23 protein-coding genes and 1 pseudogene are annotated in these 25,468 nt (G+C 74.5%); 17 read left to right on the plus strand and 7 right to left on the minus strand.

Annotated features, from left to right (window positions below; translation table 11 throughout):
• Positions 1–895 (minus strand): 3-hydroxybutyryl-CoA dehydrogenase (locus tag AB0M03_RS28275; protein WP_363495968.1); only part of this gene is annotated, 895 nt, incomplete at its 3' end.
• 231 nt (positions 896–1,126) lie between these two features.
• Between AB0M03_RS28275 and AB0M03_RS28280 the strand changes: the two genes are divergently transcribed.
• Positions 1,127–1,945, plus strand: coding sequence for an SDR family oxidoreductase (locus tag AB0M03_RS28280; protein WP_363495971.1), 819 nt, complete (start codon positions 1,127–1,129; stop codon positions 1,943–1,945).
• A gap of 287 nt (positions 1,946–2,232) precedes the next feature.
• On the opposite strand, the gene AB0M03_RS28285 is transcribed toward AB0M03_RS28280, so the two are convergent.
• Positions 2,233–3,228: a 2-dehydropantoate 2-reductase N-terminal domain-containing protein gene (locus AB0M03_RS28285; RefSeq protein WP_363495974.1), complete on the minus strand. Its 996-nt coding sequence runs from the start codon at positions 3,226–3,228 to the stop codon at positions 2,233–2,235.
• 477 nt (positions 3,229–3,705) lie between these two features.
• On the opposite strand from AB0M03_RS28285, the gene AB0M03_RS28290 reads away from it, so the two are divergent.
• Positions 3,706–4,263, plus strand: coding sequence for an HD domain-containing protein (locus AB0M03_RS28290; RefSeq protein ID WP_363495977.1), 558 nt, complete (start codon positions 3,706–3,708; stop codon positions 4,261–4,263).
• A 24-nt stretch (positions 4,264–4,287) separates the two neighbouring features.
• On the opposite strand, the gene AB0M03_RS28295 is transcribed toward AB0M03_RS28290, so the two are convergent.
• Both AB0M03_RS28295 and AB0M03_RS28300 read right to left on the minus strand, forming a co-directional pair.
• The gene (locus tag AB0M03_RS28295; RefSeq protein ID WP_363495980.1) at positions 4,288–4,941 is read right to left on the minus strand and encodes a GNAT family protein; all 654 of its coding nucleotides are present in this window, start codon (positions 4,939–4,941) and stop codon (positions 4,288–4,290) included.
• On the minus strand, positions 4,941–5,906 hold the full coding sequence (locus AB0M03_RS28300) for a DMT family transporter (RefSeq protein WP_363495983.1): 966 nt from the start codon (positions 5,904–5,906) through the stop codon (positions 4,941–4,943). The genes AB0M03_RS28295 and AB0M03_RS28300 overlap by 1 nt, the downstream gene beginning before the upstream one ends.
• Positions 5,907–6,003: 97 nt before the next feature.
• On the opposite strand from AB0M03_RS28300, the gene AB0M03_RS28305 reads away from it, so the two are divergent.
• The gene (locus tag AB0M03_RS28305; RefSeq protein WP_363495986.1) at positions 6,004–7,395 is read left to right on the plus strand and encodes a PLP-dependent aminotransferase family protein; all 1,392 of its coding nucleotides are present in this window, start codon (positions 6,004–6,006) and stop codon (positions 7,393–7,395) included.
• Positions 7,396–7,522: 127 nt separating this feature from the next.
• Here the strand turns inward: AB0M03_RS28305 and AB0M03_RS28310 are convergent.
• Positions 7,523–8,035, minus strand: a pseudogene (locus tag AB0M03_RS28310) (GNAT family protein); the annotation flags it as partial.
• Between the two features lie 166 nt (positions 8,036–8,201).
• Here AB0M03_RS28310 and AB0M03_RS28315 point away from each other — a divergent pair.
• The 3 genes from AB0M03_RS28315 (at position 8,202) to AB0M03_RS28325 (ending at position 11,314) form a co-directional block, all read left to right on the plus strand.
• Positions 8,202–9,791: a serine/threonine-protein kinase gene (locus tag AB0M03_RS28315; protein WP_363495989.1), complete on the plus strand. Its 1,590-nt coding sequence runs from the start codon at positions 8,202–8,204 to the stop codon at positions 9,789–9,791.
• Between the two features lie 35 nt (positions 9,792–9,826).
• Positions 9,827–10,678 carry a hypothetical protein gene (locus AB0M03_RS28320; protein ID WP_363495992.1) on the plus strand — a complete coding sequence of 284 codons (852 nt, stop codon included), beginning with the start codon at positions 9,827–9,829 and terminating at the stop codon, positions 10,676–10,678.
• Positions 10,679–10,744: 66 nt separating this feature from the next.
• Complete coding sequence (locus tag AB0M03_RS28325; protein ID WP_363495994.1) at positions 10,745–11,314, plus strand: GNAT family protein; 570 nt, start codon at positions 10,745–10,747, stop codon at positions 11,312–11,314.
• Positions 11,315–11,379: 65 nt separating this feature from the next.
• Here the strand turns inward: AB0M03_RS28325 and AB0M03_RS28330 are convergent, their stop codons facing one another.
• The gene (locus AB0M03_RS28330) at positions 11,380–11,844 is read right to left on the minus strand and encodes a hypothetical protein (RefSeq protein WP_363495997.1); all 465 of its coding nucleotides are present in this window, start codon (positions 11,842–11,844) and stop codon (positions 11,380–11,382) included.
• A gap of 262 nt (positions 11,845–12,106) precedes the next feature.
• Here AB0M03_RS28330 and AB0M03_RS28335 point away from each other — a divergent pair, with 262 nt between their 5' ends.
• The gene (locus tag AB0M03_RS28335; RefSeq protein ID WP_363496000.1) at positions 12,107–13,252 is read left to right on the plus strand and encodes an SUKH-4 family immunity protein; all 1,146 of its coding nucleotides are present in this window, start codon (positions 12,107–12,109) and stop codon (positions 13,250–13,252) included.
• Positions 13,253–13,295: 43 nt separating this feature from the next.
• Positions 13,296–14,444 carry a methyltransferase gene (locus tag AB0M03_RS28340; protein ID WP_363496003.1) on the plus strand — a complete coding sequence of 383 codons (1,149 nt, stop codon included), beginning with the start codon at positions 13,296–13,298 and terminating at the stop codon, positions 14,442–14,444.
• 136 nt (positions 14,445–14,580) lie between these two features.
• On the opposite strand, the gene AB0M03_RS28345 is transcribed toward AB0M03_RS28340, so the two are convergent.
• The gene (locus AB0M03_RS28345; RefSeq protein WP_363496006.1) at positions 14,581–15,798 is read right to left on the minus strand and encodes a beta-ketoacyl-[acyl-carrier-protein] synthase family protein; all 1,218 of its coding nucleotides are present in this window, start codon (positions 15,796–15,798) and stop codon (positions 14,581–14,583) included.
• A gap of 260 nt (positions 15,799–16,058) precedes the next feature.
• Between AB0M03_RS28345 and argC the strand changes: the two genes are divergently transcribed.
• The 9 genes from argC (at position 16,059) to AB0M03_RS28390 (ending at position 25,389) form a co-directional block, all read left to right on the plus strand.
• Positions 16,059–17,087 (plus strand): N-acetyl-gamma-glutamyl-phosphate reductase, encoded by a 1,029-nt coding sequence (gene argC, locus AB0M03_RS28350; protein ID WP_363496009.1) that lies wholly within the window; start codon positions 16,059–16,061, stop codon positions 17,085–17,087.
• A gap of 26 nt (positions 17,088–17,113) precedes the next feature.
• Positions 17,114–18,268: a bifunctional glutamate N-acetyltransferase/amino-acid acetyltransferase ArgJ gene (gene argJ / locus AB0M03_RS28355; protein ID WP_363496124.1), complete on the plus strand. Its 1,155-nt coding sequence runs from the start codon at positions 17,114–17,116 to the stop codon at positions 18,266–18,268.
• Between the two features lie 19 nt (positions 18,269–18,287).
• On the plus strand, positions 18,288–19,220 hold the full coding sequence (argB, locus tag AB0M03_RS28360; RefSeq protein WP_363496012.1) for an acetylglutamate kinase: 933 nt from the start codon (positions 18,288–18,290) through the stop codon (positions 19,218–19,220).
• Positions 19,217–20,416: an acetylornithine transaminase gene (locus tag AB0M03_RS28365; RefSeq protein ID WP_363496015.1), complete on the plus strand. Its 1,200-nt coding sequence runs from the start codon at positions 19,217–19,219 to the stop codon at positions 20,414–20,416. The genes argB and AB0M03_RS28365 overlap by 4 nt, the downstream gene beginning before the upstream one ends.
• Positions 20,417–20,439: 23 nt before the next feature.
• The gene (locus AB0M03_RS28370; RefSeq protein WP_363496018.1) at positions 20,440–20,988 is read left to right on the plus strand and encodes an arginine repressor; all 549 of its coding nucleotides are present in this window, start codon (positions 20,440–20,442) and stop codon (positions 20,986–20,988) included.
• 275 nt (positions 20,989–21,263) lie between these two features.
• Positions 21,264–22,457, plus strand: a complete 1,194-nt coding sequence (locus AB0M03_RS28375) for an argininosuccinate synthase (protein WP_363496021.1) — start codon at positions 21,264–21,266, stop codon at positions 22,455–22,457.
• Positions 22,458–22,533: 76 nt separating this feature from the next.
• The gene (gene argH / locus AB0M03_RS28380) at positions 22,534–23,973 is read left to right on the plus strand and encodes an argininosuccinate lyase (protein WP_363496024.1); all 1,440 of its coding nucleotides are present in this window, start codon (positions 22,534–22,536) and stop codon (positions 23,971–23,973) included.
• A 64-nt stretch (positions 23,974–24,037) separates the two neighbouring features.
• A complete protein-coding gene (locus AB0M03_RS28385) occupies positions 24,038–24,565 on the plus strand; it encodes a sigma-70 family RNA polymerase sigma factor (protein WP_363496026.1) in 528 nt (175 codons plus the stop codon).
• Positions 24,566–24,888: 323 nt separating this feature from the next.
• Entirely contained in the window at positions 24,889–25,389 is a 501-nt protein-coding gene (locus AB0M03_RS28390) for a GNAT family N-acetyltransferase (RefSeq protein WP_363496029.1), read from the plus strand.
• Positions 25,390–25,468 lie beyond the last annotated feature (79 nt).

Genomic DNA, 25,468 nt, shown 5'->3' on the forward strand with positions numbered 1-25,468 from the left:
TCGCCGAGGACCGCACCTTCGCCGACGCCGAGGACGACGCGTTCACCCTCGCCGACGACGCGACCGTCCGCGTCGCCCACCCGCTGCACCTGGGCCGGGACAGCAGCGGCGGCGCCGCGTACAGCGGCTCCTTGTACTCGTCGTACATCGAGTCGGCGATCGACACGATGGTGTCCAGGCCGATCAGGTCGCACAGCCGCAGCGGGCCCATCGGGTGGGCGCAGCCCGCCTCCATGCCCTTGTCGATGTCGGCCGCGGTCGCCACCCCGGACTCGAACATGCGCACCGCGGACAGCAGGTACGGCACCAGCAGGGCGTTCACCACGAAGCCGGCCCGGTCGCGGGCGCGGATCGGCTCCTTGCCGAGCGCCTGCACGGTGAACTCCTCCACCCGCGCCGTGGTCTCGGCGGAGGTGGTCAGCGTCGGGATGACCTCGACCAGCTTCTGCACCGGGGCCGGGTTGAAGAAGTGCAGGCCGATGACCTGCTCCGGGCGGGAGGTGGCGGCCGCCAGCTTCACGATCGGGATGGACGAGGTGTTGGAGGCCAGGATCGCGTCGCGGCGCTCGATCACGCGGTCCAGCGTTTCGAAGATCTGCACCTTGATGTCCTCGCGCTCGGCGACCGCCTCGACCACCAGGTCGCGGTCGGCGAAGTCGGCGAGGTCGACGGTGAACGAGAGCCGGGCCAGCGCCGCGTCCCGCTGCTCCTCGGAAAGCTTGCCGCGCTTGACCGCGGTCTCCAGCGAGTTGGTCAGCCGGGTGCGGCCGAGCTCCAGGGCCTCGCCGGTCGCCTCGGCAACCAGGACGTCCAGACCGGAGCGGGCGAAGACCTCGGCGATGCCCGACCCCATGAGGCCGCAGCCGATCACTCCGACGCGCGCGATGTCACTCACTCAGTTGCCCTTCACGGTGGTGCCGGGGGTTGCCCGGCGAGGTGCTGTTCAGCGGGCCGGCGCCGGGGCTCGGTGGGCCCCACACGCGTGTCCTGGTCGACCGTACTACTCCCGGGCACCGCGCGGACGCGCTGGGCCGTTCGGATGACCCCGGGCCGCCGTTCGGCTGGGCTGCCCGGCCCCGCGCCGCCGCCGGACCAGAATGCAGGGCAGCCGAGGAGGGAGCACGCGATGGGGACGGGATCACTGGCGGGCCAGGTCGGCCTGGTCACCGGGGCCGGCCGCGGCATCGGCCGGGAGATCGCCATCGGACTGGCCGCCGAGGGGATGATGCTCGGCCTGGTCGGCCGTACGCACGCCACGCTCACCGAGACCCTGCGCGAGTGCGTCAAGCACGGCGCCCGCGGCGTCGCGGTCAGTGCCGACGTCACCCGCCCCGGCAACGTCCGGGAGGCCGTCCGCACCGTCCAGCGCGACCTCGGCCAGATCGACCTGCTGGTCAACAACGCCGGCGAGATCGACCACGTCGAGGTGCCGCTCTGGGAGGCCGACCCCAACCAGTGGTGGCACGTCGTGGAGACCAACCTGCGCGGCCCCTTCAACATGCTGCGCAGCGTGCTCCCCGGCATGGTCGAGCGCGGCGGCGGCCGGGTGGTCAACCTGAACTCCGGCTTCGCCCTGCGCCCCGACGGCCGCTACACCGCCTACGCCACCTCCAAGGGCGCCCTGCTCAAGCTCTCCGACAACATCGCCGACTCGCTCGCCGAGCACCACGTCGTCGTCCTCGACATCAGCCCCGGCGCGGTCAGGACGGACATGACCGCCGCCATGCCGATGTTCGCCGACAAGAAGGACTGGGGCTCCATCCCGTACATGGTGGCCGTCGTCGTCGATGCCGCCCGGGGCCGCTTCGACGCCCTGCACGGCCGGTTCGTCCACGCCGGGCGGGACGACCTGGAGACCCTGTGCGCCCGCGCCGGGGACATCCGCGAGGCCGACGCCCGCACCCTCCGGCTGCGCCCGTACGGACCGGACGACCCGGTGGCCTGAGGTTGCTGTAACTCGCCCGCTCGCCTTCGGGCCCTCCGACCCGGCGCCGACACTCGTCGCTGCTGTAACTCGCCCGCTCGCCTCCGGGCCCTCTGAACCCGGCGCCGACACTCTCCCCCAGCCCGGCGGCTGGGAGGTGCCCCCATGCTCCGTCGCTGCGCTCCCTCGCTCCTCGCTTTCGGTACCGGCGGGCCCTTCGGCTCGGGGCGGAGGCGCTCCCTCACTCCTCGCTTTCGGTACCGGCGGGCCCTTCGGCTCGGGGCGGGTGCTGCCCGCTCGCCTCCGGGTCACGACTCCAGCAGTGCCGCGAGCTCAGGCTCCGGCAGGCTGCCCGGGGCCCGGCCCTCGCGGGCGAAGGCGTTGGCGAGCCGCTGCAGGGCCGTGTTCAGCGGGGTCGGCACGCCGTACTGCCGGCCCAGCAGCACGATCTCCCCGTTCAGGTAGTCCGCCTCGATGTCGCCGGAGCCCCGTGCCAGGCTCTGCCAGGACGAGCCGCCGCCCCGCTCCTCCCCGTCGATCGGCAGCAGGACGACCCGGTCGCGGCCGGCCGCCCGCTGCTCCTCCGCACCGGCGTGGCCGATCCCGGCGGCCTCCAGCACGGCCCGGCCCTCGGCGGACGTCCGCTCGGCCAGGGCCAGCCGCAGGCCGCCGTCGATCGGCCCGCCGACGGCCTCCAGCGCATTGTTCAGATTGCCGAGCAGCTTGGCGTACTTCCAGCGCATCACGTCCTCGCTGACCGGGGCGCCGAAGTGCGCGGCCGCCAGGTCGGCGGCGACCTGCTCGGCGGTGGCGTCGCTGCCGCCGGTGCAGCGGCCGATGTGCAGGATGCCGGTCAGCGGGCTGCCCGCCGCCGAGACCTTCCCCGGCTCCAGGTGGGTGGACGGCAGCCACACGCACACCCCGTACACGTGGCGGAAGCGGCGCAGCGCGAGCCGCTCGTTCTCGACGCCGTTCTGTGCGCAGAGCAGCGGCAGCACCTCGCCGGCCGTGCCGCCGCCGGCCACCGGCCGGGCGGCCCAGGCGTCGAGCAGCGGCACGGAGTGCTGCGTCTTCACCGCCAGCACCAGCACGTCCCCGTCGCGCAGGTCGATCTCCTCGGGACCGCCGACGGCCGGGACGGACAGCGTCCGCGTGCCCTCCGGGGTGGCCAGCCGCAGGCCGTCCTTGCGCAGCGCCTCCAGGTGCGCGCCGCGGGCGACCAGCACCACCTCGCGCCCGCTCTCGTGGAGCCTGCCGCCGATCGTCCCGCCGACCGCGCCGGCGCCGATGATGATGTATCGCATGCCCCCGACCTTGGCACGGCCGCTGCCGCCGACGCCAGGGCCCGCCGTGCGGTGCGCCTACGCCGGGGCCGGGTGGCCTTCCGGGCCAGGTGGGCGCCGTGCACCTTCTGCCGGAGTGCGGCGCGGGCCCTCGGGGCTCACGTCCGAGAGGTCCAACCCGAAGCGGACGGTGAGCGCCATGTGGTTGCCGGCGGCGCCGACCGGTTCCTGGTCCACCTGCCGCTGTACCCCGGCCAGGTGCCGGGTCACGTCGAAGCCGACCGCGCACGATCCGCTCCGCGGACTCCACCGGGTCGACCGTCGTCGGCCGCCCCAGCTGGATCTCCAAGTCCTCGTACGGCACCCGCTCCACGTGGGCGCGGTGCAGGGCGGCCGGCGCGGCGGCGGTCGGAGCGGCAGGGCGCGGCAGGCCGAGGCGGTGCAGGTCAGGTACCGCCCGACGAGGTCGTGGCTCAGCAGGGGAGGCACACTGAGGGCATGATCGATCGTCAGTTCGAGCCGGACCAGCTGCCCGCGGACGCCGCCGCGTTGCTCGAGGAACTCGGCGCGCCGCCCCGGCTGGTGGCCCACCTGCGCCTCGTCCACGACGTCGCCCTGCGGCTGCTGGCGGAGTGGGGCGAGGTGCTCGGGGCCGATGCCGAGGAGGTCCGGTACGGCGCGGCCACCCACGACATCGGCAAGGTGCTGCACCCCGAGGAGCTGTCCGCACCCGGCTCGCTGCACGAGGAGGCCGGCCGGGCCCTGCTGCTCGCCCGCGGCGTCCCGCCGGGGCGGGCCCGCTTCGCCGGCACCCACGCCTCCTGGACGCTTCCGGGCATCAGCACCGAGGAACTCCTGGTGAGCCTCGCCGACAAGGTCTGGAAGGGCCGCCGGCAGGCCGACCTGGAGGACCTCGTCACGGAGCGGCTGGCCGCGGCGCGCGGCGTGCCGCGCTGGGAGGCGTTCCTCGAACTCGACGACCTGCTGGCCGCGCTGGCGCAGGACGCGGACGCCCGGCTCGCCCACCAGGCCTCCTTCCCGCTCCCGGCCCGCTGAGCGGCGGTGCGGGGCAACCCGCTCTCAGCCGGCGGCGGGCAGGCCGAAGTCGGGCAGGCAGGGCCCGAGGCCGGTGATCCCGACCGGCGGGCGGTCCGTCCGCTCCCAGTCGGCGCGGGTCAGCCGGAGCCGCTGCGAGACGGCCGCCCGGCCGCGGACGTTGTCCCGCTGGACGCCGTCCGGCCGGTAGCCCAGGCGGGTGGAGACGCCGAGCGAGGCGGGGTTGTCGACGAACGCGGCGGAGGCCGCCTCCTCCGCACCCAGCCCGGCGAACGCCAGGTGCAGCACCGCCGAGCGCATCTCCCGGCCGATCCCGCGGCCCTGGTGCGCCATGCCCAGCCAGGAACCGGTGCGCACCTCGCGGACGACGGCGAAGTCCTTGCCGCTGACGGCCTGCACACCGACCGGCTGTCCGTCGGCGAACACCACCAGGGTGAGCACCCAGTTCTCCGGCGACCAGGCGCCGCGGCACTTCCAGTGCTGCTGCACCACGGACCGGGCGCGCTGCGCGGGAGGGACGTCCGTCCACGCGCTGATGAAGGGCATGCGGTCGGGCTCGTGGATGCCCTCCGCGGCGACGTCCGCCAGCCGGGCCAGCTCATCCTCGGAGGGCAGCCGCAGTTCGAGCCGTTCGGTGACGAGCCGCAGCCCCAGCAGCGGCCAGTGGTCGGTCAGCATCAACGCATTGTGACGGACCGTCGGCCCGGTCGCACCCCTGATTCCGGTGTTCCGGGCACGGACGGGCCGGCGGGTGCCCGGCGGGGGCCGCGCAGGCCCAGACAGACCCCGCAGCCGACCAGCACCGCGCCGAAGAGCTCTCCCGCATCCGGCACCCCCTCGCCGAGGACGGCGCCCGACAGCGCCGCGGTGATCGGCACCAGCCCCGCGAACAGGCCCGCCCGCTCAGGACCCAGCCGCTCCAGCGCCCGGTACCAGAGCAGGAACGCCACACAGGTCATCAGCACCGCCAGGTAGAGCAGCGCGGCGAGTTCGCTGCCGTCCGGCCGCCGCAGCGCCGCCCGCCCGTCGGCCAGCACGGCCGCCACGGCGAACATCGGCACCGCCAGCACCGTCGCCCAGGCCGACACCCCGACCGGCCCCAGCCGCGGCAGCAGCGGCACCGCGAGCAGCGAGAACGCCGCCTCGCAGCCGAGCGTCCCCAGGGCGAAAACGGTACCGGCGGCGTCCCCCGTGCCGAACCCCTGCGCGGCAGCCGCCCCGGCGGCGACCACCGCCGCCGCGGTCACCGCCGCCGCCCCGGGCCGCCGGCCGGCCAGCAGAGGCCCGAGGACGGCCATCACCAGCGGCGCCGCACCCACCACACTGCCCACCGCGGCCGGCCCCGAATGCCGCAGCGCCTGCACCAGCAGCACGTTGAACCCGACCAGCCCCGTACCCGCCAGCGCCACCAACCGCCCGAACTCCCGCCCCGTCGGCAGCCGGGCGCCCGGGTCACCGCCCGAGTGCCCGGAACTCCGGAGGGCGATCGGCACCAGCAGCACGGACGCCAGCAGGTAGCGCAGCGCCTGCCCGCCGAGCAGCGGGTAGGCCGAGAACGCGGCGCTCACACCGGTGGAACAGCCGAGCAGGCTCATCGCGGCCGCGCCGCGCAGACCGCCGGAGGCGGTGGGGGAGAGGGGCATGCCTGCCACGCTAGGCAGCGGATGGTCCACCCGACAGGTCCACTTCCCCGCCCAATGAGTGGACCACTTCCGGCAGCGGCCCCGGTACCCTCCCGGCATGGCCGAACTCCTGATCGTCCTCGACCCGTCCGCGGACGGCGGCGGCCTCACCGCCGCACTCACCCGGGCCCTGCGCGAGGCCGTCCGGCAGGGCCGCCCGCCGGCGGGCGGCCGGCTGCCGTCCACCCGCGCTCTCGCCCGCGACCTCGGCGTCTCCCGCGGCACGGTCGTCGAGGCGTACGCCCAACTCGTCGCCGAGGGCTACCTGGTGAGCGCCCGAGGGGCCGGCACCCGGGTCGCCGACGGCATCGCGCCGAGCCCGCCCGCCGCCGCACCGAGCGCGGACACCCCCGCCGTCCGCTACGACCTGAAGCCCGGCACCCCGGACCTCTCCGCCTTCCCGCGGGCCGCCTGGCAGGCCGCGCTGCGCCGCGCCCTCGCCGCCGCCGAGCACACCGCCCTCGGCTACGGCGACCCGGCCGGGCACCCCGGGCTGCGGGCCGAACTCGCCGCCTACCTGGGCCGGGTCCGCGCCGCCGCGGCCGCCCCCGGGCAGGTGGTGGTGGTCGGCGGCGTCGCCCAGGGACTCGCGCTGGCGGTCCGCCGGCTCGTCCGGCACGGCCACCGCACCATCGCGGTCGAGGACCCGGGCTCGCCCGGCACCCTCGGCCTGCTGCGCTCCCACGGCATCGAACCGGTCGGCGTCCCGGTCGACGCGCACGGCCTGGACGTCGGCGCACTCGCCGCCACCGGCGCCCGCGCGGTCCTCGTCACGCCGGCGCACCAGTACCCGACCGGCGTGGTGCTCGCCCCCGAACGCCGCGCAGCGCTGGTCGCCTGGGCCCGCCGCACCGGCGCGGTGGTGATCGAGGACGACTACGACGCCGAGTTCCGCTACGACCGGGAGCCCGTCGGCTGCCTGCAGGGGCTCGCCCCCGACCTCGTCGTCCACCTCGGTTCGCTCAGCAAGTCGCTCGCGCCCGGGCTGCGGCTGGGCTGGGCCGTCCTGCCGGAACCGATGGTCGGGGAGTTCCGCACCGACAAGCAGTACGCCGACCTCGGCTGCTCCGCCCTCGACCAGCTCGCCTTCGCCAGGCTGCTCGCCGACGGCGGCCACGACCGGCACCTGCGCGCCGTCCGGGCCCGGTACCGCTCCCGCCGCGACGCCCTGGCCGCCGCCCTCGCCGAGCACCTGCCGGGCGCCGCCGTCCGCGGCGTGGCGGCCGGCCTGCACCTGTACCTCGACCTGCCCGCCGGGTGCTCCGAGGAGGCCGTGGTGGCGGCCGCCGCCGCCCGCGGCCTGCGGGTCGAACCGGTCGCCCCGACCAGGCTGGCCGCCCCCGTGCCGCCCGCCCTCGTGCTCGGCTACGCCGGCCTGCCCGAACGCGCCCTCGTCCGTGCCGCCGCCCTCCTGGCCGAGGCCGTCGCGGAGTCCCGGCAGCACCTCTGAACCGGCCGCGGGCACGCCCCGGAGAGCGGCCGGGGCGTCAGGGCCGCGGCCGGCGCAGGATCCTGATCCGGCGCCGCAGCGCCCGGGCGGCCCGGCGCCGCCGACCGGCAGCGGGGGGCTCGTCCGCCAGCTCGTCCGCCAGCAGGTCCATCAGCAGCCCGTCGTGCCAGGTGCCGTCCGGCCCGCGCTCGTACTGCCGCATCACACCCACCGGCCGGAAGCCGACCTTGCGGTAGCAGGCGATGGCGGGCGCGTTGTCCGCCGCCGGGTCGATGACCAGCCGGTGGTGGCCGAGTTCGGCCGTCAGGTAGCGGGCGAGGGTGCGGACGGCGTCGGTACCGAGACCGCGGCCGTGCACCGACGGGTCGAGGTACACGTCGATGCCCGCGTGCCGGTAGTCCGGCTCGTCCTCCTCGTGCCACTGGATCGCCCCGACCACCTGCCCCCGGTACTCCACGGCCAGGGTGGGCGTCCGCTCGTCCGCGAGGTCCGAGCGCACCTCCGCGACCATGTCGGGCCCGCCCCGCCAGCGTGCCCGCACCTCCGGCGTGGCACGGATCTCCGCCAGCGCGGGCACGTCGGCGGGCGTCGCCGGCCGCAGGAGGACGGCGGCGCCGGGCAGGGTCGGCCTGGTCTGCATGCAGGAACGCTACCCGCCCGCGGCCCCGGTGACGTCCCGTCAAGAGATCCGCCGCGACTTGGCCGGACCGGCCACCGCGCAGGCCCCGGCACCGGCATACTGTCGCCCGGCCCCACATGCGGCCGACCACGGCAGGACAGGCACGACAGCGGGGGGCCGCCGGCTCATGCAGGACTTCCGCGGGGGAGGACCCCGCCGGATCGGCCACTACGAGGTGCTCCGCAGACTCGGCGCCGGAGGAATGGGCGAGGTCTACCTCGCCAGGTCGCCCGGAGGCCGCCAGGTCGCCCTCAAGATCGTCCACCCCGACCTGCAGGAGGACCCGGAGGCGCTGCCCCGGTTCCGCCGCGAAGTCGCCGTCGTCCGCACCATGCGGAGCGCCTTCTCCGCCGCCCTCGTCGACGCCGAGACCGAGCGCGCCCCGTACTGGCTGGCCACCGAGTACCTGCCGGGCCCGACACTCCACGCGGCCGTCACCGCCTACGGACGGCCGCTGCCCGCCGGCACCTGCCGCCGGCTGCTCGCCGCACTCGCCGAGGCGCTCGCCGACGCGCACCGCCAGGGCGTGCTCCACCGCGACCTGAAACCCTCCAACGTCATCCTCGCCGCCGACGGCCCCCGCCTGATCGACTTCGGCATCGCCCGCAGCCCCGCCCACACCCGCACCGGCGACCTCCAGGCGATCGCCGGAACCCTCGGCTACCTGGCCCCCGAAGTCCTCTCCGGCCAGGAACGCGGTGCCGAACCGGCCGACGTCTTCGCCCTCGCCGGCACCGCCGCCTTCGCCGCGACCCGCCGCCCCCCGTTCAGCGGGAGCGGCCCGGCCGCCCTGCTCGTCCAGGCCCTCTCCGGCGGACTCGACCTCGACGGCGTCGAACCGGACCTCGCCGACCTGCTGCGCCGCTGCGCCGCCCGCGAACCGGCCGCACGGCCCACCGCCGCCGCCGTCGTCCGCGAACTCGACACCACCGTCTCCCTGGTCGACGACCCGGTCTACCGCGAACTCATCGGCGCCGCACCCGGCCCGGAACCGGACACCCCGCAGCCGGGCATCCCCCGCACCGTCCGCGTCCGCCCGCCCGGGCGGCTGACCGCCACCGTCGGCGCCTCCTCCGCGATCGCCGGTGCGGCCCTCGCCCTCGTCCTCTCCCTGGCTGCCGGACGGCTGCCGCCCGCCGCCGCCGACGCGGCCGCCGCATCCGCCGGCGCCACCACGACGGCCACCACCGCGCCCGAGCCCTCCGGTTCCGCGGCTTCCGGCTCCGCCTCCGCCGGGCCGCTGATCGGCGCCGACGGAAAACCCGGTCCGGTCCGCCCCGAACGCATCCCCGCCGTCGACCGCGACCTCGTGTACGCCTCCGCCGGCTGCAACCACCGCGCCACCGGGGACGGCACGCCGATCGACGGCCCCTACACCGGCGACTGGATGATCCAGGTCCGGCCCGACCTGGAAGGCAAGTGGCGCTTCGGTTCCTCGCGCAAGAGCGAGGACGGCAAGCCCGAGTACACCGTGGTCGAGATCCGCAGCCCCGCGCAGGCGGCCGCCCACGAGCACCCGGCCGCCCAGATCAGCAAGGTGCTCAAGGTGGCGAGCCCGGAGGGCGGCATGCCCCCGGAGAGCTACATCGCCTACCCGGAGGACTTCCCCGGCGCCGCAGCGCTCGACCGGAAGGGCGACTGGACGGTGGTCTACTACAAGATCCGGCCGGACGGATCGCTCGTCTCCAGCGTCTGCGGCGGATTCAGGATCGGTTGATGACACTTCTCGCACCCCGCGCCGGCAGGTCTTCCATGACCGCCGCTGCCCGCCGCCGACTGTTCGCGGTCGGCGCCGGCAGCGCCGCCGCAGCCTTCGCCCTCACCTGGATCACCGTCCCCTCGCTGTGGCCCGCCTCGAAGACCGCCGCCGGCGGCAGGCCGGCCGCGGCAGCGAGCAGCCCCGGCGCCCTCCCGTCCACCTCCACCTCTGCCTCGGCCGCGGCCGTCGGCGGGGCCGCCGCGGCACCCCCGGACGGCCCGCTGCTCGCCAACACCGAAGTGATCAAGCCGAGTTGCGACGGCAACGGCATGTGGCGGCTGCCGCTCGCCCCGGCCGAAGTGCGCCGCCTGGACGCCCCAGGCAACCCGGCCGACAGCTGGGCCCTCGGCCACCAGGGCGCCATCGCCGGGCAGTCGACCACCGAGGCGGTGGTCCAGAGCACCGCCGGCCGCCAGATCGACCTGCGCCGCTTCGCCATCAACGCGGTCAGCCGCAAGACCGCCGTCACCGGCACCATGGTCAGCGTGCTGATCGACCCGCAGTGCGGCGGCGGCCCGCGCGAAATCGTCTACGTCACCGTCGACTTCGACCAGGACCCGCCCGCCGTCAAGGGCAAGCGCGCCGACGACACCCCGGTGAACCTCAACTCCCTGAAGCTCTCCGTCGACCCCAACCAGTCCGTCACCTTCGAGATCACCGCCCTCAGCAAGAAGTGCGACTGCACCTGGGCGGCCGAACTCAGCTACGTCGACCAGGGAAAGACCCGCACCCTCACCATCGACGACCAGGGCAAGCCCTTCCGGATCGCCCAGGGCGGCACCAAGTACCTGCGCTACAGCCGCATCGAGGGCAACCGCTGGCTCGACGCCGAGCTGTGGGGCTGAGCCGTCCGCCCCGACCGGCCCCGAAATCACGTTGCCCGGCCCGGCGCCGCCGCCGAGAATCCCCGGATGACCGCCGACTTCAGCCACAAGCCCGTACTCACCGGCGACCTCGTCCGGCTGCGACCCTTCCGGCCCGAGGACCTGCCCGACATCGCCGCCGCCCTCGACGATCCCGAAGTGCGGCGGCTCACCGGCAGCGAGGGGCACCCCGCGCACGACCCCGACGCGCTCGCCCGCTGGTACGGCTCCCGCAACGAGCAGCCGGACCGGCTCGACCTCGCCGTCACCGACCTGGCGACCGGCCGCTGCGTCGGCGAGGTCGTGCTCAACGAACGGGACGAGGCCAACCGCAGCTGCAACTTCCGCACCCTGATCGGCCCCGCCGGCCGGAACCGCGGCCTCGGCACCGAAGCACTCCGGCTCGTCCTCGGCCACGCCTTCGACCACCTCGGCCTGCACCGCGTCTCGTTGGAGGTGTACGCCTTCAACCCGCGTGCCCGCCGCGTCTACGAGAAGGTCGGCTTCGTGGCGGAGGGCGTCCTCCGCCAGGCCCTCCGCGACGGCGACACCTGGGTCGACGCCACCGTCATGTCCGTCCTGGCCCCCGAATGGGCCGACCACCACGGCCGCCCCTGACGAAGCGACTCCGGGCCCACCCATGGGCGCAGGCCCCCGGGTACGCGCTGTCCGAACGCAGAAGGTCAGCGCCGCCGGGGTGCGGAGTCCGGGTCGGCCGGGAGGTCGAAGACGTGGTCGCCGTCGGCGGCCCGGACGACGACCCGGTCGGGGCCCGCCCAGTGACCGTCCACCGGGCCGCCGCCCGCCGGGCCGTGGTCGAAGACGCCGAGCAGCCAGCGGCGGGCCGACCAGCCGCCGCCGGTCTCCACCTCCACGGACCAGCAGGGGCCGACGGCGTGCCGCACCACCAGCAGGATGCGGTCGGCCCGGTCGGGCGCCACCGAGCTGAGCACCGTGTGCTGCCGCGGCGGCCCCACCACGTCCAGTGCCCCGATCAGCACCCGCAGGGCCAGCACCCCGGCCACCAGCACCCCCGGTGCCGTGAACAGCCCGCGGCCCGGCCGCTTCGGCGCCAGCAGCAGCGCCGCCACCAGCAGCAGCACGGCCCCGCCGAGCAGCAGCACCGGACGGTCCAGCAGTTCCGCCACCCGGACCCGACCGCCCGACCGGGCCGACCACGAACCCGCCGCGTACGCCGCGACCAGCAGTACCGACGCTCCCGCCGCAGCCCCCGCCGGCCACCACCCGCGCCCGGCCGCCCTGTCGTCCCCCGCCACCACGTCCCCCGTACCCCGGGCGGGCGCCCCCCGGCGCCGCTCCGCCGCAGGCTAACACCGCCCGACAGGCCCGCTGTCGGCGCCCACCGATACGCTCGCCGGGAATCCGAGGCACCGTCAACGGGGGAGCGGAATGGCAGTGCAGACCGAACCGACAGGCCGTCGGCCGCTCACCGAGGCCGAGCTTCCCGCCGGGCTGACCCACGGCCCGAGCCGCCGCCACCTGCTCCGCCACGGGCTGCCCGCCTCCGGCGCGGGCCTGGACTTCACGCCCACCGCGGACGGCCCGCTGCCCGCCGTCGCCGAGGGCGTCCACCGGCTCGGGTCCGGCAGCACCTGCGGGGAGGTCGTCATCGTCGGGGCCACCGGCGAGATCCGCCTCGCCGACCGCCCCGGGCAGAGCCTGTCGAGCGACCCGCTCGCCTCCGACCTGGCCAAGCTGACCGCCCTGGTCGACGCGGTCGAGAGCGGGACCCGCCCCGACCCGGCGGCGTACGGCGGCCGGCGCGGTCCGTCCGCGGCCGACGCCGTCGTCACCGCGGCGACGGCCCGGCTGCGCGCCATCGACCCGCAGCTGTTCGCCGACGGCGGCCGCCCCGCCCACTGGGAGACCGAACTGCTCCTCCGCAGCCTCGCCTGGGGCGCCCGCCCCGGCGGCCCGGACGGCCCCGCGTACGAGTTCGAGCCCGGCCTGGTCGACGACCTGGCCGACCTCGCCGCCTACGGGGAGGGCGGTTCCGTCCGCCGCTTCCGCCCGGAGGAGCTGCCCGCGGCGATCACCCACGCGCCGACCCGCAGGCTGCTCACCGAGCACGGCCTGCCGCTGCAGTACGAGATGTTCGGCGTCGCCGGCGACGGGCCGCTGCGCACCATGGCCGAGTCCCACCCCGAGGGCTTCGCCGTTCCGCACGACCGCTCCGACCAGGCAGGCTTCCTCGCGATCGGCTGGTGGCCGCACGACCTGCCGGTCGCCCTCGACGGTGCCACCGGCCGCCTGGAGCTCCCCGCCTGGTACGAGGAGGGCGGGCCCGCCCGCTACCTCCACCGCGACCTGTCCGCACTGCTGTACGCCTGCTGGACGTACGAGCGGCTGCGCGCCGCCTGGTACCGGGCGGAGGAGGACGGTCACCCGTGGCAGGCGTTCGACCCGAGGGCGGTGCTGCACGGCGTGGTCGACGCCGTGGTCGAGGCGGTCGACCCGGAGTCGTTCGCCACCGCCGACCACTCCTGGCGGCAGCTGGCCGATGACCCGTACACCGGGGGCCTGCTCGGCGGCTGAGCCGGTCCGGGGCGGTGCCCCCGGTCGGCTAGCCTGGGGCGCGATGAACCGTTTGAGCACGCCGTGGGGCGAGATCGACCTCACCCGCTTCCCCGAGGACCCCCGCGACCGGCTGCGCGCCTGGGACGCCGCCGACGACTACCTGCTGCGGCACCTGGCGGAGAGCGGCACCGACCTGTCCGGCAACGTGGTCGTGGTCGGCGACCGCTGGGGGGCCCTGGCCACCGCCCTGGCCCCGCACCACCCCGTGCAGATCGGCGACTCCTACCTCGGCCGCCGTGCCACCGAGGCCAACCTGGCCCGCAACCACCCCACGGACGCGGACGCCGTCCGGCTGCTGTCCACCCGCGACACCCCGCCGGACCGCATCGACGTGCTGCTCGTCCGGGTGCCCAAGAGCCTGGCCCTGCTGGAGGACCAGCTGCACCGGCTCGCCCCCGCCGTGCACGAGGGCACGGTGGTGGTCGGCACCGGCATGGTCACCGAGATCCACACCTCCACGCTCAAGCTGTTCGAGTCGATCCTCGGCGCCACCCGCACCTCGCTGGCCGTCCGCAAGGCCCGCCTGATCTTCTGCACCCCGGACCCGGCGATCGCCCGCACCGGCAGCCCGTGGCCGCAGAGCTACCTGCTGCCCGACGGCATCGGCGCCGCCTCCGGGCACCGCGTCCACAACCACGCAGGCATCTTCTGCGCCGACCGCCTCGACATCGGCACCCGCTTCCTGCTCGGCCACCTCCCCGAACGGCACGGCCCGGAGACCGTGGTCGACCTCGGTTGCGGCAACGGGGTCGTCGGCACCGCCGCCGCCCTCGCCAACCCGGCCGCCGAAGTGGTCTTCCTCGACGAGTCGTACCAGGCCGTCGCCTCCGCCGAGGCGACCTTCCGGGCCAACCTCGGCCCGGACGCACCGGCCCGCTTCGAGGCGGGCGACGGCATGGCCGGGGTGGCACCCGGCAGCGTCGACCTGGTCCTCAACAACCCGCCGTTCCACAGCCACCAGGCGCTCACCGACGCCACGGCCTGGCGGATGTTCACCGGCGCCCGCCGTGCACTGCGCCCCGGCGGCGAACTCTGGGTCGTCGGCAACCGCCACCTCGGCTACCACGTCAAACTCCGCCGCCTGTTCGGCAACTGCCGCACCGTCGCCGGCGACCCGAAGTTCGTCCTCCTCCGCAGCGTCAAGAACTAGGGCAGGCCAGTAGGGGCGCGTGGGGGCACCTCCCGGCCGAAGGCTGGGGGAGAACTGCGCAATTCGGATGTGGCGAGCCGTGTGATCCGGGCGCCCCGAAACCGCGCAGTTCCCCGCGCCCCTATCGGCTGGCCGCCTATGCAGGTGTGAACACCAGCGTGGCGTTGTGGCCGCCGAAGCCGAAGGCGTTGGTGATCGCTGCGCCGACGGCACCCGTCCGCGGGCCGCCGGTGACCACGTCCAGCTTGACCGCCGGGTCGGGGGTGTCGAGGTTCTGCGTCGCCGGGACGATGCCGTCCCGCACGGCGAGGACGGCCACCACGGCGCCGACCGCTCCGGCCGCGCCGAAGAGGTGCCCGGTCATGGACTTGGTCGCGGTGACGGCGGGGTGGGTGCCCACCGCCTCGGTGACGGACTGCGCCTCGGCGAGGTCGCCGAGCGGCGTGGAGGTCGCGTGGGCGTGCACGAGGTCGACCGCGAGCGGGGAGAGGTCGGCGGCGGCCAGGGCCTGCCGCATCGCCCTGACCTGGCCCTCCGGGTTGGCGGCGGTGATGTGGTGGGCGTCGGAGGTGACGGCGGCCCCGGCGAGTGCCGCGTAGGGGCGGCCGCCGCGGGCGGCGGCGAAGGAGGCCCGTTCCAGGACGACGACTGCGGCGCCCTCGCCGATCACGAAGCCGTCCCGGTCGGCGTCGAACGGGCGGGAGGCCTGCCGGGGTGCGTCGTTGCGGGTGGAGTGCGCCTTGGCCTGGGCGAAGCCGGCCAGGGTGAGCGGGCAGATGCAGGCCTCGGCGCCGCCCGCCACCACGACGTCGGCGCGGCCGAGCCGGATGAGGTCCAGGCCGAGGGCGATCGCCTCCGCGCCGGAGGCGCAGGCGCTGACCGGGGTGTGGGCGCCGCCGCGGGCGCCGAGGTCGATGCTGACCCAGGCGGCGGGGCCGTTCGCCATCAGCATCGGCACGGTGTGCGGGGAGACCCGGCGGACTCCTGCGGCCTCCAGCACGTCGTCCTGGCCGAGCATGGTGAGTGCGCCGCCGGTGCCGGTGCCGATCACCACGGCGAGCCGCTCGGGTTCGACGGCCGGGCGGCCGGCGTCGGCCCAGGCCTCCCGGGCGGCGACCAGGGCGACCTGTTCGCAGCGGTCCATCCGGCGGGCCTGCACCCGGTCGAGGAGTTCGGTGGGCTCGACGGCGAGCCGTCCGGCGATCCGCACCGGCAGTCCGGCCGCCCACTCCTCCTCGATCGCGGTGATCCCGGACCGTCCCGCCAGCATCGCCGCCCAGGTCGAGGCGGTGTCCCCGCCGAGCGGAGTGGTGGCTCCCAGTCCGGTGACCACCACGTCGGTCTGTGCACTCACTGGTGAACTCCTTTGTGAAAGGGGCACAACACCGTGCCCGCCGCGGAGGTGCCGCCGGTCGGGCCTGATTGTCACTCTGCCAAGGGAATGCTGCCGCTTCGGGCATTGGTCGGCACCGAGTCCGGCTGCTGAACTTTGGAGGGTTCGGATGGTTGGCGGCGCCAGGGGGCGGGGATCGGGCAGGCTGGTCGGGGGTGCCCGGAGCTCCTTGCATGAAATTTCCAAGGTGCGTATATTCATGCTTAACGAAGGAGGACGCCATGGCATTGCGAGTCGCCGTCGCCGGAGCGAGCGGGTATGCGGGCGGTGAGGTGCTGCGCCTGCTGCTCGGGCACCCGGAGATCGAGATCGGGGCGCTGACGGGCGGTTCCAACGCGGGGGCGGTCTTCGGCACCCTGCAGCCGCACCTGCTGCCGCTGGCCGACCGCGTGCTCGAGCCCACCACCCCGGAGGTGCTGGCCGGGCACGACGTGGTCTTCCTCGGGCTGCCGCACGGCCAGTCCGCGGCCGTCGCCGAGGCGCTCGGTGAGGACGTGCTGGTCGTCGACTGCGGCGCCGACTTCCGGCTGAAGGATGCCGCGACCTGGGAGAAGTTCTACGGCTCCCCGCACGCCGGCACCTGGCCCTACGGCCTGCCCGAGCTGCCCGGCCACCGCGCAGCGCTCAAGGGCACCAAGCGGATCGCCGTCCCGGGCTGCTACCCGACGGCCGTCTCCCTCGCGCTGTTCCCCGCCTACGCGGCGAAGCTCGTCGAGCCGGAGGCCGTGGTCGTCGCCGCGTCCGGCACATCCGGTGCCGGCAAGGCGGTCAAGCCGCACCTGCTCGGCAGCGAGGTGATGGGCTCGATGAGCCCGTACGGCGTCGGCGGCGTGCACCGCCACACCCCGGAGATGGCGCAGAACCTCGGCCCGGTGGCCGGCGAGGACGTCACCGTCTCCTTCACACCGACCCTGGCCCCGATGCCCCGCGGCATCCTCGCCACCTGCAGCGCCAAGGCGAAGCCCGGCACCACCGCCGAGTCGCTGCGCGCCGCCTACAAGGAGGCGTTCGCCGGCGAGACCTTCGTCCGCCTGCTGCCCGAGGGCCAGTGGCCGCAGACCAGCTCGGTGTACGGCTCGAACGCCGCCCTCGTCCAGGTCGCACTGGACGAGCACGCCGGGCGGGTGATCGCCATCAGCGCGATCGACAACCTGGTGAAGGGCACCGCGGGCGGCGCGGTGCAGTCCATGAACATCGCCCTCGGCCTGCCCGAGGAGCTCGGCCTCCCGCTGAACGGAGTCGCACCGTGAGCCAGCCCGTGACGGACCAGCAGAACATCGGCGTGACGGCGGCGAAGGGCTTCCGCGCGGCCGGCGTCACGGCCGGCATCAAGGCCTCCGGCACCCCCGACCTCGCCCTCGTGGTCAACGACGGCCCGCAGTTCGCCGCGGCCGGCGTCTTCACCTCCAACCGGGTCAAGGCCGCCCCCGTGCTCTGGTCCGAGCAGGTGCTGAAGACCGGCTCGCTGTCCGCGGTCGTCCTCAACTCCGGCGGCGCCAACGCCTGCACCGGCCCGGAGGGCTTCCAGGACACCCACGCCACCGCCGAGAAGGTCGCCGCCGAGCTGAACGTGGGCGCGATCGAGGTCGCCGTCTGCTCCACCGGCCTGATCGGCGTCCGGCTGCCGATGGACATCCTGCTGCCCGGTGTCGAGCAGGCCGTCAAGGCGCTCAGCGGGGACGGCGGGGAGGCCGCCGCGATCGCCATCAAGACCACCGACACCGTGCACAAGACCGCGCAGGCCACCAGCCCGGCCGGCTGGACGGTCGGCGGCATGGCCAAGGGCGCGGGCATGCTCGCCCCGGGCCTGGCCACCATGCTGGTCGTCGTCACCACCGACGCCGCCGTGGAGAGCGCCGAGCTGGACGCCGCGCTGCGCGGCGCCACCCGCACCACCTTCGACCGGGTCGACTCCGACGGCTGCATGTCCACCAACGACACCGTGCTGCTGCTCGCCTCCGGCGCCTCCGGGGTCTCCCCGGACACGGCCGAGTTCGCCGAGGCCGTCCGCACCGTCTGCGCCGACCTGGCCCGGCAGCTGATCGGCGACGCCGAGGGCGCCTCCAAGGACATCCGGATCGACGTCACCGGCGCCGCCACCGAGGACGAGGCCGTCGAGGTGGCCCGCACCGTCGCCCGCAACAACCTGCTGAAGTGCGCCATCCACGGCGAGGACCCGAACTGGGGCCGGGTGCTGGCCGCGATCGGCACCACCTCCGCCGCCTTCGAGCCGGACGCGCTCGACGTCGCCATCAACGGGGTGTGGGTCTGCCGCGGCGGCAGCGTCGGCGAGGACCGCGACCTGGTCGACATGGCCGGCCGCGAGGTCGTCATCACCGCGAACCTCAACGCCGGCACGGCCGCCGCCACCGTGTGGACCAACGACCTCACCGCCGACTACGTGCACGAGAACAGCGCCTACTCGACCTGATCCCGGGGGACAACAGACCGTGAAGATCGCACCCAAGGGTGAACAGGCCCGCAGCAACGCCGCGCTGCCCAAGGCCCGCACCCTCATCGAGGCGCTCCCGTGGCTGGAGCGCTTCCACGGCAAGACCGTCGTGATCAAGTTCGGCGGCAACGCCATGGTGGACGAGGATCTCAAGGCCGCCTTCGCCCAGGACGTGGTCTTCCTGCGCTACGCCGGCCTGAACCCCGTCGTCGTGCACGGCGGCGGCCCGCAGATCAGCGCCCAGCTCGACAAGCTGGGCCTGGAGTCCTCGTTCACCGCGGGCCTGCGGGTCACCACCCCGGAGACCATGGACGTCGTCCGGATGGTGCTCGCCGGGCAGGTCCAGCGCGAGCTGGTCGGCCTGCTCAACGGGCACGGCCCGTTCGCGGTCGGCATGACCGGCGAGGACGCCCACACCATGACGGCCGTCAAGCGGTATGCCGTGGTGGACGGCGAGCAGGTCGACATCGGCCTGGTCGGCGACATCGTCAACATCGAGGCCGGCGCCGTGAAGGCGCTGATCGGCGACGGCCGCATCCCGGTGATCTCCTCGATCGCCCGCGGCACCGACGGCCACGTCTACAACATCAACGCGGACACCGCCGCGGCCGCCCTCGCGGTCGCGCTCGGCGCGGAGATGCTGGTCGTGCTGACCGACGTCGAGGGCCTGTACAAGGACTGGCCGGACTCGGACGACGTGATCAGCCAGCTGACCGCCTCCGAGCTGGAGGAGATGCTGCCCACCCTGGCGACCGGCATGCTCCCCAAGATGGAGGGCTGCCTGCGGGCCGTCCGCTCCGGCGTGGGCACCGCCCGCGTGCTGGACGGGCGGGTGCAGCACAGCCTGCTGCTGGAGATCTTCACCGACGAGGGCGTCGGCACCATGGTCGTGCCCGACGACGAAACGACCGTGATCGGGGGCCTGGCATGAGCAACAGCGAACTCACCCAGCGGTGGCAGCACGCGCTGATGGACAACTACGGCACCCCGCGCATCCCGCTGGTCCGCGGCGAGGGCGCCAAGGTGTGGGACGCCGACGGCAACGAGTACCTCGACCTGGTCGGCGGCATCGCCGTCAACGCGCTCGGCACCGCCCATCCGGCCGTGGTGGAGGCGGTGACCCGGCAGATCACCACCCTCGGCCACGTCTCCAACCTGTTCATGGCCGAGCCGACCGTACGCCTCGCGGAGAAGCTGCTGGAGCTGTTCGGCCGCCCCGGCCGGGTGTTCTTCTGCAACTCCGGCGCCGAGGCCAACGAGGCCGCGTTCAAGATCAGCCGGCTGACCGGCCGCACCCACCTGGTCTCGCTGCAGGGCGGCTTCCACGGCCGGACGATGGGCGCCCTCGCGCTCACCGCCCAGCCCGCCAAGCAGGACCCGTTCCGGCCGCTGCCCGGCGACGTCACCCACGTGCCGTTCGGCGACGTCGAGGCGCTGCGGGCCGCCGTCACCACCGAGACCGCCGCCGTCTTCCTGGAGCCGATCCAGGGCGAGAACGGTGCGATCCCGCTGCCCGACGGCTACCTGCGGGCCGCCCGGGAGATCACCCGCGCCACCGGCACCCTGCTCGTCCTCGACGAGATCCAGACCGGCATCGGCCGCACCGGCCACTGGTTCGCCCACCAGGCGTACGAGGACGTCGAGCCGGACGTCGTGACGCTCGCCAAGGGCCTCGGCGGCGGCCTGCCGATCGGTGCGACGGTCGCCTTCGGCCCGGCCGCCGACCTGCTGCACCCCGGCCACCACGGCACCACCTTCGGCGGCAACCCGGTGGTCGCCGCGGCGGGCCTGGCCGTCCTGGAGACCATCGCGTCCGAGGGGCTGCTGGAGCACGTCCGCAAGATCGGCGACAAGCTGCGGCACGGCATCGAGGCGATCGGCGACCCGCTGGTGAGCCACGTCCGGGGCGCCGGGCTGCTGCTCGGCATCGTGCTGACCGAGCCGGTCTCCGCGAAGGTGCAGGCCGCGGCGCAGCGGGCCGGGTTCCTGGTGAACGCGGCCGTGCCGGACGCCGTCCGGCTGGTGCCGCCGCTGGTGCTGACCGAGCAGGAGGCGGACTCCTTCCTCACGGCGCTGCCGGAGATCGTCCGGTCCGTCCGCGACGAAACCCCCGACGCGAACAGCTGAGCGGAGTCCGGGAGAATCATCACATGACCGCACCCCAGTCCGACCAGCCCGCCCCCGGGGCGACGCCGCAGGTCCCGCAGACCCGGACCGCACGCCACCGGCGGATCGTGGACCTGTTGACCCGTCAGCCCGTCCGTTCGCAGAGCCAGCTGGCGAAGCTGCTCGCCGACGACGGACTGGTGGTCACCCAGGCCACGCTCTCGCGGGACCTGGACGAGCTGGGCGCGGTGAAGATCCGCAACCGGGACGGCGCGCTGATCTACGCCGTGCCCGCCGAGGGCGGCGACCGCACGCCGCGCGCGCCGATGGGGGAGTCCGCCAGCGAGGCCAGGATGGCCCGGCTGGCGGGCGAGCTGATGGTCTCCGCGACGGCCTCCGGCAACCTGGTGGTGCTGCGCACCCCGCCGGGCGCCGCTCAGTTCCTCGCCTCGGCGATCGACGCCGCCGAGACGTACGAGATCATCGGCACCATCGCCGGCGACGACACCGTGCTGCTGATCAGCCGCGACCCGGCCGGCGGCCAGGCACTGGCCGACCACCTGATGCAGCTGGCACAGGCGAAGGCGCAGTAGCACCCGCAGCCTCTCCACCGCCCCGGTGACCCGCGAGGTCACCGGGGCGGTGTGCGTTCTGGAGAAAGACCGGCCGGTCCAATTCGTGTCCAGCGCGGCGCCGGGACGGTCGTTGACCCGGCCCGGGGGCGGGCCTACCTTGGCCGCGAGCCCGGCCCCGGCCGGCCCGCGTTTTGAAATCCATACGCGGTAGTGCATACTTATGCCTAACGCCGTATGGGACTCGCCCCGCTGTGAGCTCCGCCCTGTTCGCACCGTTTGTGAAGGAGAAAGCCGTGACCGAGCGCGTCGTACTCGCCTACTCGGGCGGTCTGGACACGTCCGTCTGCATCGGCTGGATCGCCGAGGAGACCGGCGCCGAGGTCATCGCCGTCGCCGTCGACGTCGGCCAGGGCGGCGAGGACCTGGACGTCATCCGCCAGCGCGCGCTGGACTGCGGCGCCGTCGAGGCCGAGGTCGCGGACGCCCGCACCGAGTTCGCCGACGAGTACTGCCTGCCGGCTCTCAAGGCCAACGCCCTCTACCAGGGCCAGTACCCGCTGGTGTCGGCCCTCTCCCGCCCGGTGATCGTCAAGCACCTGGTCGCCGCCGCGCAGAAGCACGGCGCCACCACCGTCGCCCACGGCTGCACCGGCAAGGGCAACGACCAGGTCCGCTTCGAGGTCGGCATCAACTCGCTGGCGCCGAACCTCAAGTGCATCGCCCCGGTCCGCGACTACGCGATGACCCGTGACAAGGCGATCGCCTTCGCCGAGTCCAAGGGCCTGCCGATCGCGACCACCAAGAAGTCGCCGTACTCGATCGACCAGAACGTCTTCGGCCGCGCCGTCGAGACGGGCTTCCTCGAGGACATCTGGAACGCCCCGATCGAGGACGTCTACGAGTACACCCAGAACCCGGCCGACCCGCGCGAGGCCGACGAGGTCGTCATCACCTTCGAGGCCGGCGTGCCGGTCGCGATCGACGGCCGCAAGGTGACCGTCCTGCAGGCCATCGAGGAGCTGAACAAGCGGGCCGGTGCCCAGGGCATCGGCCGCCTCGACATGGTCGAGGACCGCCTGGTCGGCATCAAGTCCCGCGAGATCTACGAGGCCCCCGGCGCGATCGCCCTGATCACCGCCCACCAGGCCCTGGAGAACGTCACCGTCGAGCGCGAGCTGGCCCGCTACAAGCGGCAGGTCGAGCAGCGCTGGGCCGAGCTGGTCTACGACGGCCTGTGGTTCTCCCCGCTCAAGCGCGCCCTGGACGGCTTCGTCAACGAGGCCAACCAGAGCGTCTCCGGCGACATCCGGATGGTGCTGCACGGCGGCCGCGCGGTGGTCAACGGCCGCAAGTCGGACCAGTCGCTGTACGACTTCAACCTCGCGACCTACGACACCGGCGACACCTTCGACCAGTCGATGTCCAAGGGCTTCATCGAGATCTTCGGCATGTCCTCGAAGATCGCCGCCCGCCGCGACCTCGCCTGATCCGCACGCCCCCCGGGCCCCGGCGGCTCTCCCCGCAGCCGGGGCCCACCCCACCCGCAAGCAAGGAGCCCACGCGATGACCGCCGACCAGAACGCCGCCGGCAGCAATCCTGAGCTGCGCCTCTGGGGTGCGCGCTTCGCCGACGGCCCGTCCGAGGCGCTGGCCAGGCTCTCCGCCTCGGTGCACTTCGACTGGCGCCTCGCGCCGTACGACATCGCCGGCTCCAAGGCGCACGCCCGCGTGCTGCACAAGGCCGGCCTGCTGAGCAGCGACGAGCTCGCCGCCATGCTGGCGGGCCTGGACGGCCTGCTCGCCGACGTCGAGTCCGGCGCCTTCACCGGCACCATCGCCGACGAGGACGTGCACACCGCCCTCGAACGCGGCCTGCTGGAGCGCCTCGGCCCCGACCTCGGCGGCAAGCTGCGGGCCGGCCGGTCCCGCAACGACCAGATCGCCACGCTCTTCCGGATGTACCTCCGCGACCACGCGAAGATCATCGGCGGTCTGGTGCTCGACCTCCAGCACGCGCTGGTCGGCCTCGCCGAGGCCCACCCGGACACCGCCATGCCGGGCCGCACCCACCTGCAGCACGCCCAGCCGGTGCTCTTCGCGCACCACGTCCTCGCGCACGTGCAGGCCCTCGGCCGGGACGCCGAGCGGCTGCGCCAGTGGGACACCCGCACCGCCGTCTCCCCGTACGGCTCCGGCGCGCTGGCGGGCTCCTCGCTCGGCCTCGACCCGCAGGCGGTCGCCGCCGACCTCGGCTTCGAGCGCGGCTCGGTCGGCAATTCCATCGACGGCACCGCCTCGCGCGACTTCGTCGCCGAGTTCGCCTTCGTCACGGCCATGATCGGGATCAACCTCTCGCGCATCGCCGAGGAGGTGATCATCTGGAACACCAAGGAGTTCGGCTTCATCACGCTGCACGACGCCTTCTCCACGGGCTCCTCGATCATGCCGCAGAAGAAGAACCCGGACATCGCCGAGCTCGCCCGCGGCAAGTCCGGCCGCCTCATCGGCAACCTCACCGGCCTGCTCGCCACCCTCAAGGCGCTCCCGCTGGCCTACAACCGGGACCTCCAGGAGGACAAGGAGCCGGTCTTCGACTCCTGCGACACCCTCGAGGTCCTGCTGCCGGCCTTCACCGGCATGATGGCCACCCTGACCGTGCACCGCGAGCGCCTGGAGGAGCTGGCCCCGGCCGGCTTCTCGCTCGCCACCGACATCGCCGAGTGGCTGGTCAAGCAGGGCGTGCCGTTCCGCGTCGCGCACGAGGTCGCCGGAGCCTGCGTCAAGACCTGCGAGCAGCAGGGCATCGAGCTGTGGGACCTGACGGACGAGCAGTTCGCGGAGATCTCCGGCCACCTGACGCCCGAGGTCCGCTCGGTGCTCAGCGTGCACGGCGCCATCGCCTCCCGCAGCGGCCGCGGCGGCACCGCGCCGAGCGCCGTCGCCGCCCAGCTCGCCGAGGTGAAGGCCGACCTCGCCGTCCAGCAGGAGTGGCTGCAGGGCTGACGGCCCTTCGAGCCGTGAGGGGCGCGCCGGGTGACCCGGCGCGCCCCCGCTCGTTGCGGCAGGTGTGAGCGAAGCCCGTCCCGGCCTGGACCTCCCCGTCGCGGAGCTGCGCCGCGACCTCACCCCCTTCGTCGCCGTCCTCGCCCGGGCCGCACTGCCCGGCGGCCGGCCGGACGGCGCGGACCTGGAACAGACCGTCTGGCTGCACGCCGCCGAGCGGGCGGCCGGCCCCGGCCTGCCCCGCGACCCGCGCGGCTGGCTGCGGGCCAGGGCCGTCCGCGCCGCCCTGGCCGCCCGGACGGCCGCCGCCAGGGAGACACCGGTGCCGCGCCCCGCCCGGGCCCGTCGGGAGCCGCACGAGGAGCTGCTGGCCGCCGAGCTCGGCCGGGCCGTCCGACGGGCGCTGGCCGAGCTGCCGGGCCGCTGCCCGGAGCTGCTGCTGTCGCTGGCCGAGTCGCCGGAGCTCACCTACACCGAGCTGGCCGCCCGCACCGGCGTGCCCCGCGGCAGCATCGGCCCGACCAGGTCCCGCTGCCTGGCCTGCCTGCGGTCACTGCTGGCGGCCCGCCGCAAGGACTGGACGGGGGAGTGACGGCGCTGGAGAGCAGTCGGACGGCGGAGTGACTGCACGGTGAGTGACCGCGTACGGTCGAGAACGTGACGCTCGCCACGTCCGGCGTCCGGAAGGTTGAGATCCGGCGACGCCGGGGTAGAGCGGTGGCGAACGTCTCTCCCGGTGCCGTGCGCCGGCGCGCCCCCGTGTGCCGGTCCGGCCGCAGCGTTGCGGCACTGCCGTCCGAGGGAGCCGTTCGACCCTCTTCCCGGCCGGGCCGATCCCCGTCCGGGACCTCAGGCCGGGCACCGGTGCTCACCCTCGACCGCGCACCGGGCACTAACGATGGGGAGACCCCGCACATGGGCATGAGTGTGATCATCTCGCCGGCGACGCAGGACGACGCGGAACAGATCCTCAAGCTGCAGTACCTCGGCTACCAGGACGAGGCGGAGCTCTACGGGGACTGGTCCCTCGAACCCCTCACCCAGACCCTGGACAGCCTGCGGGCCGAGCTCGGCGAGCAGGAGTTCCTGGTCGCCAGGCTCGGCGACGAGGTGGTCGGCACCGTCCGCGGCAGGGTGGACGCCGACGGCATCGCGCGGATCGGCCGGCTGGTCGTCCACCCGCGGATGCAGCGCCACGGCCTCGGCGGCCGCCTCCTGGACGCCGTGGAGCAGCGCCTGCAGGCCGCGCACGAGGTCTACGGCTTCGAACTGTTCACCGGCCACCGCAGCCTCGGCAACCTGCGGCTGTACGCCCGGCACGGCTACGTCCAGACCGACGTCAAGGAGGTCTCCGGCCGGCTGTCCGTGGTGACGCTCGGCAAGTCCGTCCCGGCCCCGCTGGCGGCCTCCGCCTGACCCGCCCCGCTCCGCCGACGGCGCCCGCCCCCGCTGAGGGGGCGGGCGCCGTCGGCCTTGCGACACAAGGGTCGTGTCC

This window comes from Kitasatospora sp. NPDC051914 (assembly GCF_040680995.1).
Lineage (GTDB): Bacteria > Actinomycetota > Actinomycetes > Streptomycetales > Streptomycetaceae > Kitasatospora.

What these genes read in the sequence shown, in the direction of transcription:
- AB0M03_RS28335 (WP_363496000.1), top strand. Translation starts at nt 12,107, where the DNA reads ATGGCAGTGCAGACCGAACCGACAGGCCGTCGGCCGCTCACCGAGGCC.
- AB0M03_RS28390 (WP_363496029.1), top strand. Translation starts at nt 24,889, where the DNA reads ATGGGCATGAGTGTGATCATCTCGCCGGCGACGCAGGACGACGCGGAA.
- AB0M03_RS28300 (WP_363495983.1), bottom strand. Translation starts at nt 5,906, where the DNA reads ATGCCCCTCTCCCCCACCGCCTCCGGCGGTCTGCGCGGCGCGGCCGCG.
- AB0M03_RS28305 (WP_363495986.1), top strand. Translation starts at nt 6,004, where the DNA reads ATGGCCGAACTCCTGATCGTCCTCGACCCGTCCGCGGACGGCGGCGGC.
- AB0M03_RS28370 (WP_363496018.1), top strand. Translation starts at nt 20,440, where the DNA reads ATGACCGCACCCCAGTCCGACCAGCCCGCCCCCGGGGCGACGCCGCAG.
- AB0M03_RS28295 (WP_363495980.1), bottom strand. Translation starts at nt 4,941, where the DNA reads ATGCTGACCGACCACTGGCCGCTGCTGGGGCTGCGGCTCGTCACCGAA.
- AB0M03_RS28315 (WP_363495989.1), top strand. Translation starts at nt 8,202, where the DNA reads ATGCAGGACTTCCGCGGGGGAGGACCCCGCCGGATCGGCCACTACGAG.
- AB0M03_RS28325 (WP_363495994.1), top strand. Translation starts at nt 10,745, where the DNA reads ATGACCGCCGACTTCAGCCACAAGCCCGTACTCACCGGCGACCTCGTC.
- AB0M03_RS28340 (WP_363496003.1), top strand. Translation starts at nt 13,296, where the DNA reads ATGAACCGTTTGAGCACGCCGTGGGGCGAGATCGACCTCACCCGCTTC.
- AB0M03_RS28290 (WP_363495977.1), top strand. Translation starts at nt 3,706, where the DNA reads ATGATCGATCGTCAGTTCGAGCCGGACCAGCTGCCCGCGGACGCCGCC.
- argH (WP_363496024.1), top strand. Translation starts at nt 22,534, where the DNA reads ATGACCGCCGACCAGAACGCCGCCGGCAGCAATCCTGAGCTGCGCCTC.
- AB0M03_RS28365 (WP_363496015.1), top strand. Translation starts at nt 19,217, where the DNA reads ATGAGCAACAGCGAACTCACCCAGCGGTGGCAGCACGCGCTGATGGAC.
- AB0M03_RS28280 (WP_363495971.1), top strand. Translation starts at nt 1,127, where the DNA reads ATGGGGACGGGATCACTGGCGGGCCAGGTCGGCCTGGTCACCGGGGCC.
- AB0M03_RS28320 (WP_363495992.1), top strand. Translation starts at nt 9,827, where the DNA reads ATGACCGCCGCTGCCCGCCGCCGACTGTTCGCGGTCGGCGCCGGCAGC.
- argC (WP_363496009.1), top strand. Translation starts at nt 16,059, where the DNA reads ATGGCATTGCGAGTCGCCGTCGCCGGAGCGAGCGGGTATGCGGGCGGT.
- AB0M03_RS28285 (WP_363495974.1), bottom strand. Translation starts at nt 3,228, where the DNA reads ATGCGATACATCATCATCGGCGCCGGCGCGGTCGGCGGGACGATCGGC.